The organism is Diaphorobacter oryzae DSM 22780 (assembly GCF_059568935.1).
In genome coordinates, this window is record NZ_JCANUL010000018.1 from 38,028 (window position 1) to 44,176 (window position 6,149).

A 6,149-nucleotide genomic window follows, 5' to 3' on the forward strand; every position below is an offset into this window, starting at 1 on the left:
CTGCAGCGTAGCCTTTGCACTAGCGGCTGCCACTGCCGGCAGGGTTGCCGCCGATGTTGATGACGTTGACCACCGGTGGTGGCGACTTGAAGGACTCCTGGTAGCGGCCTGCCGCATCGCGCGCGGCGCGGCCGTCCATGCCTGCCACCGGATCAGTGCTTGCGGCGCTAGGATTGAGCGTCATGGCCTGGCGGGCCTGGCGCACGGCATCGCCAAAGCGCATGTCGTAGTTCGGCGTGCTGGAGGCGCAGCCTCCGAGCAGGGCCAGCGCAGCGCAAAGAGCAAGAGTCTTCATGGTGGTCTCCCCAATTCACTTGAGTGCAGGTTGCTCGCCAGTGGGCATGGAGCCTTCGCCGGAGCCACGCAGAATCACGTCGGCACGGGTGGGCACGATGTGGTTGTCGGTCGGCAGCATGATGGGTCCGTCCGCGGGCCGCACCAGGCGGGGGGTCACCACGAACATCAACTCGGTTTTGTCGTTCTGGAACTCGGTGGATCGGAACAGCGCACCGACGACAGGCGCCTCGCCCAGCGCAGGAAACTTGTTCAGTGCCCCGGTCATGCTGTTCTTGATCAGGCCCGCCACCACAAAGCTCTGGCCGTCACCCAGCTGCACGGTCGTATCCACGCGCCGGGTCGTCATGGAAGGCAGCACCGCTGTACTGCCGTTGACCGTTGCAAAGGGCGTACCACTTTGCGACAGCTCCGACACCTCGGAGGTCACCTTCAGGTTGATTCGCCCATCCAGCACCGTGGGCGTGAATTTCAGGCCCACGCCGAACTCCTTTTCCTCCAGCGTGATGGTGGTGGCACCGCTCTCTCGGCTCTGGGCAACAGGAATGAAGATCTTGCCGCCGGACAGGAAACTAGCCGATTGGCCGCTGATGGCCATGATGTTGGGCTCGGCAAGGATGCGCACGATGCCGTCGCGATTCTCGGCATCGATGCCGAGCAGCGATGCGCCCCGGGTACTGCTGTTGATGTTGGCAGTTGCAGCGGCTGATGGCGAGGAAATCACGGATGCTGCACTGCCGGAAAACGATCCACCCGCGCCCGGACCAAAGCGGCTTAGCACAGCCGGCGCCCCGCCGATGATTCCGGAGATCATTGAAGTGTGGCCACCTGCGCTGAGGGCTCGGGTGAAATCAAGGCCAAAGTGGTCCAGCAGGCCCTTGCTCACCTCGGCGATCTTCACTTCGAGCATGACCTGCTGCGGAGCGGTCACTCGCATCAGGTTGACCACCTTCTTGCCATCGCCATACACGCTGGCCAGGCTCACAACCTGGTCAAGCTTGACGGCGTCGGTCACGCTTCCGGTCAGCACCAGCGCGTTGTCCGCACCGCTGACCTTGACCCCGCGCTCGTCAGGCATCAGTTCCGCAAGCTTGGTTTGCAGCGTGTCGGGGTCTATCGTGACAAAGATATCGCGGACCACACATCGGCCGTCGCGGTCCTGCACTATCACGTTGGAAGAACCGGGCCGGCGCCCCAACACCAACAGTTCATTGGGGCTTAGCAGCGTGATTTCGGTGTCGGCGATGCCGTCCGTGCCAGCAGATCCGCCAGGCGTAGTGCCCTGCCCGCGGCCTTGTGCATTGGGAGGCATGTCTCCTGTGTCAACCGGCTGACCAATCCAGCTCGAAGGGCGGCCGCCTCCGATCAGGCGCACGGCAGGCGCCTGGAGTTGAATCACCCGGGACTTGCCCAAGGCCACGCTACTCGCGGGTGCGGTAGTGACCGAGGTGCAAGCCAACCGCGCTGCCGCGGAAGGGGATGCCCCCTGGCGCGAACCAAGGGCAGGCACAGTGCGGTTGGAGATGGCCCTGGCGGCGGGCGCGTCGAGTGACTGTGCTGCGGCTGGGACCACGACGCTCAACTGACAGGCTACGGCGGCCAGCAAAGCCAAGGGACTTGGACGGAGTGTGTGCACGGTGTAGGCCCTTTCGGTGGTGTTGCTCTGGACGGCTGCTGCTCAAAAGCAGCTGACGGTGCGCGTTCCGTGGGAGATGATTTCGACACAGTCCCGCAGAGGTACTGCCGTCGAAACAGTGGTGGCCGGGGATGCTGGCGTCTTGGCCACGGCACGCCTCTGTACCGGTACCGGTGCTGCGGGGGCAGCAGGCGCTGCCGATACGGTCGTCAAACCCAGCAGCTGGTCGCGGGTGATTCCGGTGGTGCCGACAGCCGTCTTGTCGAGCTGGTTGCGCAACACCAGAGACAAGGTGCCGACGCTGCGTGCAAGGTCCAACTTTTCGGCGTCCTCGGGCGAAAGTTCCAGGGTGACGGCACTCACGACCTTGGGCTTCAGGTCATCGCGGCTGGCTTCCTGAGCCACGGCAAGCACCAGCACCTGCTCCAGGACGGTCAGACTGATCTGGCTTTCCTTGCCGCCTGTGCGCTCCTGCTGCGTATTGACCATCACGTCCACGTAGTTGCCTGGCAGAGCAAAGCCCGCCACGCCAATCACATCGTTGACGCGCACAGTCATGGCGCGCTTGCCGTCGGCGATCACGGCAGACAGTCCACCTTGCGTGCCAGCGGGGGCCAGCTTGCGTTCCAGAATGGCATCCCCACGCGGGATCGCCATGCGCACCACGCGATCCTGGGCTTGGTCCAGGCTGATGAACGCACCCGGGGGAACCGAGCCAGACGGCCATTCCACCGTGGTGAGCATTTGCGGATTGAGTTTGCTGCCCAGTTCGATGTCGACAGCGGCGACCACGACTTTGGATGAGGCGAGTGTGCCTCGCTGAGCCACCCACCGTGCAGCGTAAACGGCTGCCGCCAGGCCGGTGAGGATGGCCAAGGCCAGCAGGACGAGGGCTTTGACATTCTTCATGCTGCGCTCCAGTGGGTGTCGATCAGATGTAGCCCAGCTGCCGCAAGGTCACGAAAACGATCGCGCCCAAGCTGATGCTGATGCCGTAAGGAAGGCTTCCAACAGAGGGGGTGGCCACGCCCGGACGCCACAGGGGCATGCCCGGCACGACCAATGACGCCACCAAGGCCTGTGTGTTGTCTTTGAGCTGAGGCAGCGATCGACGCACTGCAGCCCACGCCACTGCCAGCAGGCCGCCGATGATGAATACGATGAGTGCAGCTTTGAGTGTGGCAAGCGCACCCAAGAATGCTCCTACCATCGCCATCAACTTGACGTCGCCGGCCCCCAGAACGCGCAGTGCATACAGCGGTAGCAGCAACGCCAAGCCTGTGACCAGGCCGAGCAACCCATGAACAAACCCGGCGACGACCGAGTTGCCAGCAAGGCTGTTGTAGGCCAGCCCCCAGGCCATGCCGGACACGGTCAGCCAGTTAGGGATGCGGTAGGCGCGCCAATCTGTCCAGGCAGCCACTAACAGCAAAGCGACAAGCACGCCCGTGCCGGGGTGCCACAGCAGCGTCTGCAGCATATGGAGCGGGGCTTCGAATGTGGTCATGGTGGTGGGCGCAGCGCTAGTTGATGGCTCCCACTGTAGAAAGAGGACCGACGCCGGGCATTGGTCAAGCATCCTTTTCTCGGTAGTACAGTGGTCCTCTCTCTGCCCCCCTCGTGCACAGGACAAACCGACTACGACCCACAGGACGAAGAAGCACCTTCGTTTTGACGCGAACTTGGGGGCAAACGGGAATGAATCGCCCAACTCACGAAGCTGCCGCAAGGAAGTGCGTCAGCAGGCCGGAGGCAGGGGAAGGAAGCGACGGCTTCAGAACGTGTTCACGATCTTCTGAGCAATAGAGCCAAGAATGCCAGGTGGACGAACTGCAAGCTGGTGTTAAGCCAGCGCTCGCAGTTCTTCCACAGCCGCCGGTTCTTGTCCAACCACGCAAAGTTGCGCTCGACGATCCAGCGCTTGGGCAGGACCTTGAAGGCGTGCATCTCGCTCCTCTTGGCGATCTGCACCGTTACGTGATCACTCAGAATCTCTTGTACGCCCTGCGCAAAGGGCTGGCCCACGTAGCCGTTGTCGCACAGCACGCTTTGCACTCGTCCCAGGCAGGACTTGCAGCGCTTGAGTGCCTGCAACGCCCCTTTGCGATCCGTCACCTCGGCCGTCGTCACCGCCACCGCGTGCGGCAAGCCATGGGTGTCCACCGCAATATGGCGCTTGATGCCCGAGACCTTCTTGCCCGCGTCATAGCCCTTCAGGCCCGCCGTGTCCGTGTTCTTCACACTCTGCGCGTCGATGATCAAGAACGCGCTGCATGCGTAGCGCCCCTGTCTCTCTCGGGCCGCGCCAACCTGATTTTTTTAAGGCCCGCTCCAGCAGGCTGACACCCTGCTCATCGGGCTGACTCCATTGGGCAAAGTACGAGTGCACTGTGCGCCACTTGGGAAAGTCGCTGGGCAGTGCCCGCCACTGGCAGCCCGTGCGCAGCAGGTACAACACCGCGCACCACACTTCGTACAAGTCAACGGTGCGCGGCTTGGTCTTCTTGCGCGCACCCTCCAGCAAGGGCTTGATGATCTCGAATTGCTCGCGGCTCGTGTCGCTGGGGTATTTCTTGCTTCGCACCAACCAATTGTCAGGGCAAGAGCAAAGATCATGAACACGTTCTCAGTCGATGGTGCGAAGTTGCAGGTGGTGCAACCGCATCGCCACGCCTTTGGAACCCGCGCCGAACTCGGTACGCAGCACCTCACCCAGCGCAGTCGCGCGCAGGCCCGAGTGATCGAGATCGAATTCCAGGTGAATCCAGTCTTCCAACGACTGGTCCAGAGGCATGTGGAAATACATGCCGCAAGAGCCTAAGTCGCGAGTGATTGCGATCGCACCGCTGGCTAGCTTGATGCGTAAGGCAATCGGCTCACGTAGCTCATGTCTGCGGTCAAAAAGCATGACCGCAGTGTGCACAGCGCGCCGCCCTTGTGCGAGGGGCAGTTCATTCATTTGAAGGAGGACTTCTGTCCTACGCCATGGCGAAGTCGGATGGACCCATCCATGAAACGTTCCCCAGCATTTCAAGAATAAAAGTTGTAACAAGCAATGCACGTTTACCTAATGTTGCATAACATCACCATCAATAAGTGAAGTTTTCCCATGAGGCGACACGCACATGAACATCACTTGCAATCAACCCATTCGAGTGGTTTTGATCGCCCCCGCTATGACCTGCTGGGGACTTGAGCATCTCGTCCAGTCGGCTGCACCATCTTTGGAGTTGGTGGGCTCCGCCAGCGGCATGGAGGCAGCACAGCAGATGCTCTCCATGACCTTGGCCCACGTCATCGTGGTGGATCTGGAGGCCTGCTCTGACACGATGATCTTCAACCGGGTTCATGAACGCTTCTCAGCCCACGTAATCCTGCTGGCATCGTCACAAGATACACAGCACCTTGACAAAGCGGTGCTTGGGGGAGTGCGCGGCGTCGTATGCAAGAGCGAGCCCGCTCACGTACTGCTCAAGGCTATAGCGAAGGTGAACGAGGGCGAGTTGTGGATCGACCGCGCTGCCACCAGTCGCATCTTTATGGAGATGGCCCGCTTGAATGCTGCCACCCAGAACGACCCTGAGCGTATGAAGATCGCCACCCTCACCGCGCGTGAACGTGAACTCATCGCGGCAGTAGCAGCTAACACCGCAGCCCCTGGCAAGGTGATTGCAGGGCAGCTTTGCATCAGCGAACACACGCTGCGCAACCACCTCAGCTCCATTTACAGCAAACTGGGACTGAGTAACCGACTTGACCTATACGCCTATGCCAGCCGGCACGGACTACATAAACCCAGCGAACTCGGTGGCGAACTGAGTCGTCAGCCGCATTGAATATTAACCACACGATAATGGGAGCATGGCGTCACTGGTTTGATGCGGAAACTCCGTGCAAAGTATGCGCGCGGTGAACCCATCTTGATATAGCCCGTTCGAGCAGGCATGGTGTGCACGATGGAGATCATGCACACTATGTCGAGCGAGGCGATCGCCCCAAATCCCAAGCGGCGCTTTTACAGTCCAGAACTCAAGGCCCAGGTCGTAACGCAGTGCCGGGCGAACGGAGCGTCGATTGCGGCTGTGGCTCTGGCCCATGGCATCAACGCCAACATCGTCCATCGCTGGCTGCGCGAGCACGCTGCGCCACCCGCTCCCAAACCCATCAATCCGTTCATCCCTCTGAGCCTCTCTGCGCCCGAGGTTGAGGACGCTGCACC

General features: G+C 61.3%; 8 protein-coding genes. 2 read left to right on the plus strand and 6 right to left on the minus strand.

Going from position 1 to position 6,149, the window contains the following annotated elements; genetic code table 11:
* Window positions 1-19: 19 nt before the first annotated feature.
* The 6 genes from BP68_RS18705 to BP68_RS18730 form a co-directional block, all read right to left on the minus strand.
* The gene (locus BP68_RS18705; protein ID WP_496374593.1) at window positions 20-295 is read right to left on the minus strand and encodes a hypothetical protein; all 276 of its coding nucleotides are present in this window, start codon (window positions 293-295) and stop codon (window positions 20-22) included.
* A 15-nt stretch (window positions 296-310) separates the two neighbouring features.
* A complete protein-coding gene (locus BP68_RS18710; RefSeq protein WP_496374595.1) occupies window positions 311-1,606 on the minus strand; it encodes a type II and III secretion system protein family protein in 1,296 nt (431 codons plus the stop codon).
* Between the two features lie 366 nt (window positions 1,607-1,972).
* The gene (gene cpaB / locus BP68_RS18715; protein WP_496374597.1) at window positions 1,973-2,839 is read right to left on the minus strand and encodes a Flp pilus assembly protein CpaB; all 867 of its coding nucleotides are present in this window, start codon (window positions 2,837-2,839) and stop codon (window positions 1,973-1,975) included.
* 22 nt (window positions 2,840-2,861) lie between these two features.
* Window positions 2,862-3,437, minus strand: a complete 576-nt coding sequence (locus BP68_RS18720; RefSeq protein WP_496374599.1) for an A24 family peptidase — start codon at window positions 3,435-3,437, stop codon at window positions 2,862-2,864.
* A gap of 278 nt (window positions 3,438-3,715) precedes the next feature.
* A protein-coding gene (locus BP68_RS18725; RefSeq protein WP_496374601.1) for an IS5 family transposase occupies window positions 3,716-4,514 on the minus strand; the annotation gives its coding sequence in 2 pieces (ribosomal slippage) (window positions 3,716-4,244 and window positions 4,243-4,514; 801 coding nt in all).
* Between the two features lie 42 nt (window positions 4,515-4,556).
* Complete coding sequence (locus BP68_RS18730) at window positions 4,557-4,889, minus strand: hypothetical protein (protein WP_496374603.1); 333 nt, start codon at window positions 4,887-4,889, stop codon at window positions 4,557-4,559.
* Window positions 4,890-5,055: 166 nt separating this feature from the next.
* Between BP68_RS18730 and BP68_RS18735 the strand changes: the two genes are divergently transcribed.
* Both BP68_RS18735 and BP68_RS18740 read left to right on the plus strand, forming a co-directional pair.
* Window positions 5,056-5,766: a helix-turn-helix transcriptional regulator gene (locus tag BP68_RS18735; protein WP_496374605.1), complete on the plus strand. Its 711-nt coding sequence runs from the start codon at window positions 5,056-5,058 to the stop codon at window positions 5,764-5,766.
* Window positions 5,767-5,886: 120 nt separating this feature from the next.
* Window positions 5,887-6,149 (plus strand): transposase (locus BP68_RS18740; protein WP_496374607.1); only part of this gene is annotated, 263 nt, incomplete at its 3' end.

Bases quoted from the DNA above. Each gene is read 5' to 3' on its own strand.
- BP68_RS18705 (WP_496374593.1), bottom strand. From the start codon at position 295: ATGAAGACTCTTGCTCTTTGCGCTGCGCTGGCCCTGCTCGGAGGCTGC.
- BP68_RS18710 (WP_496374595.1), bottom strand. From the start codon at position 1,606: ATGCCTCCCAATGCACAAGGCCGCGGGCAGGGCACTACGCCTGGCGGA.
- cpaB (WP_496374597.1), bottom strand. From the start codon at position 2,839: ATGAAGAATGTCAAAGCCCTCGTCCTGCTGGCCTTGGCCATCCTCACC.
- BP68_RS18720 (WP_496374599.1), bottom strand. From the start codon at position 3,437: ATGACCACATTCGAAGCCCCGCTCCATATGCTGCAGACGCTGCTGTGG.
- BP68_RS18730 (WP_496374603.1), bottom strand. From the start codon at position 4,889: ATGAATGAACTGCCCCTCGCACAAGGGCGGCGCGCTGTGCACACTGCG.
- BP68_RS18735 (WP_496374605.1), top strand. From the start codon at position 5,056: ATGAACATCACTTGCAATCAACCCATTCGAGTGGTTTTGATCGCCCCC.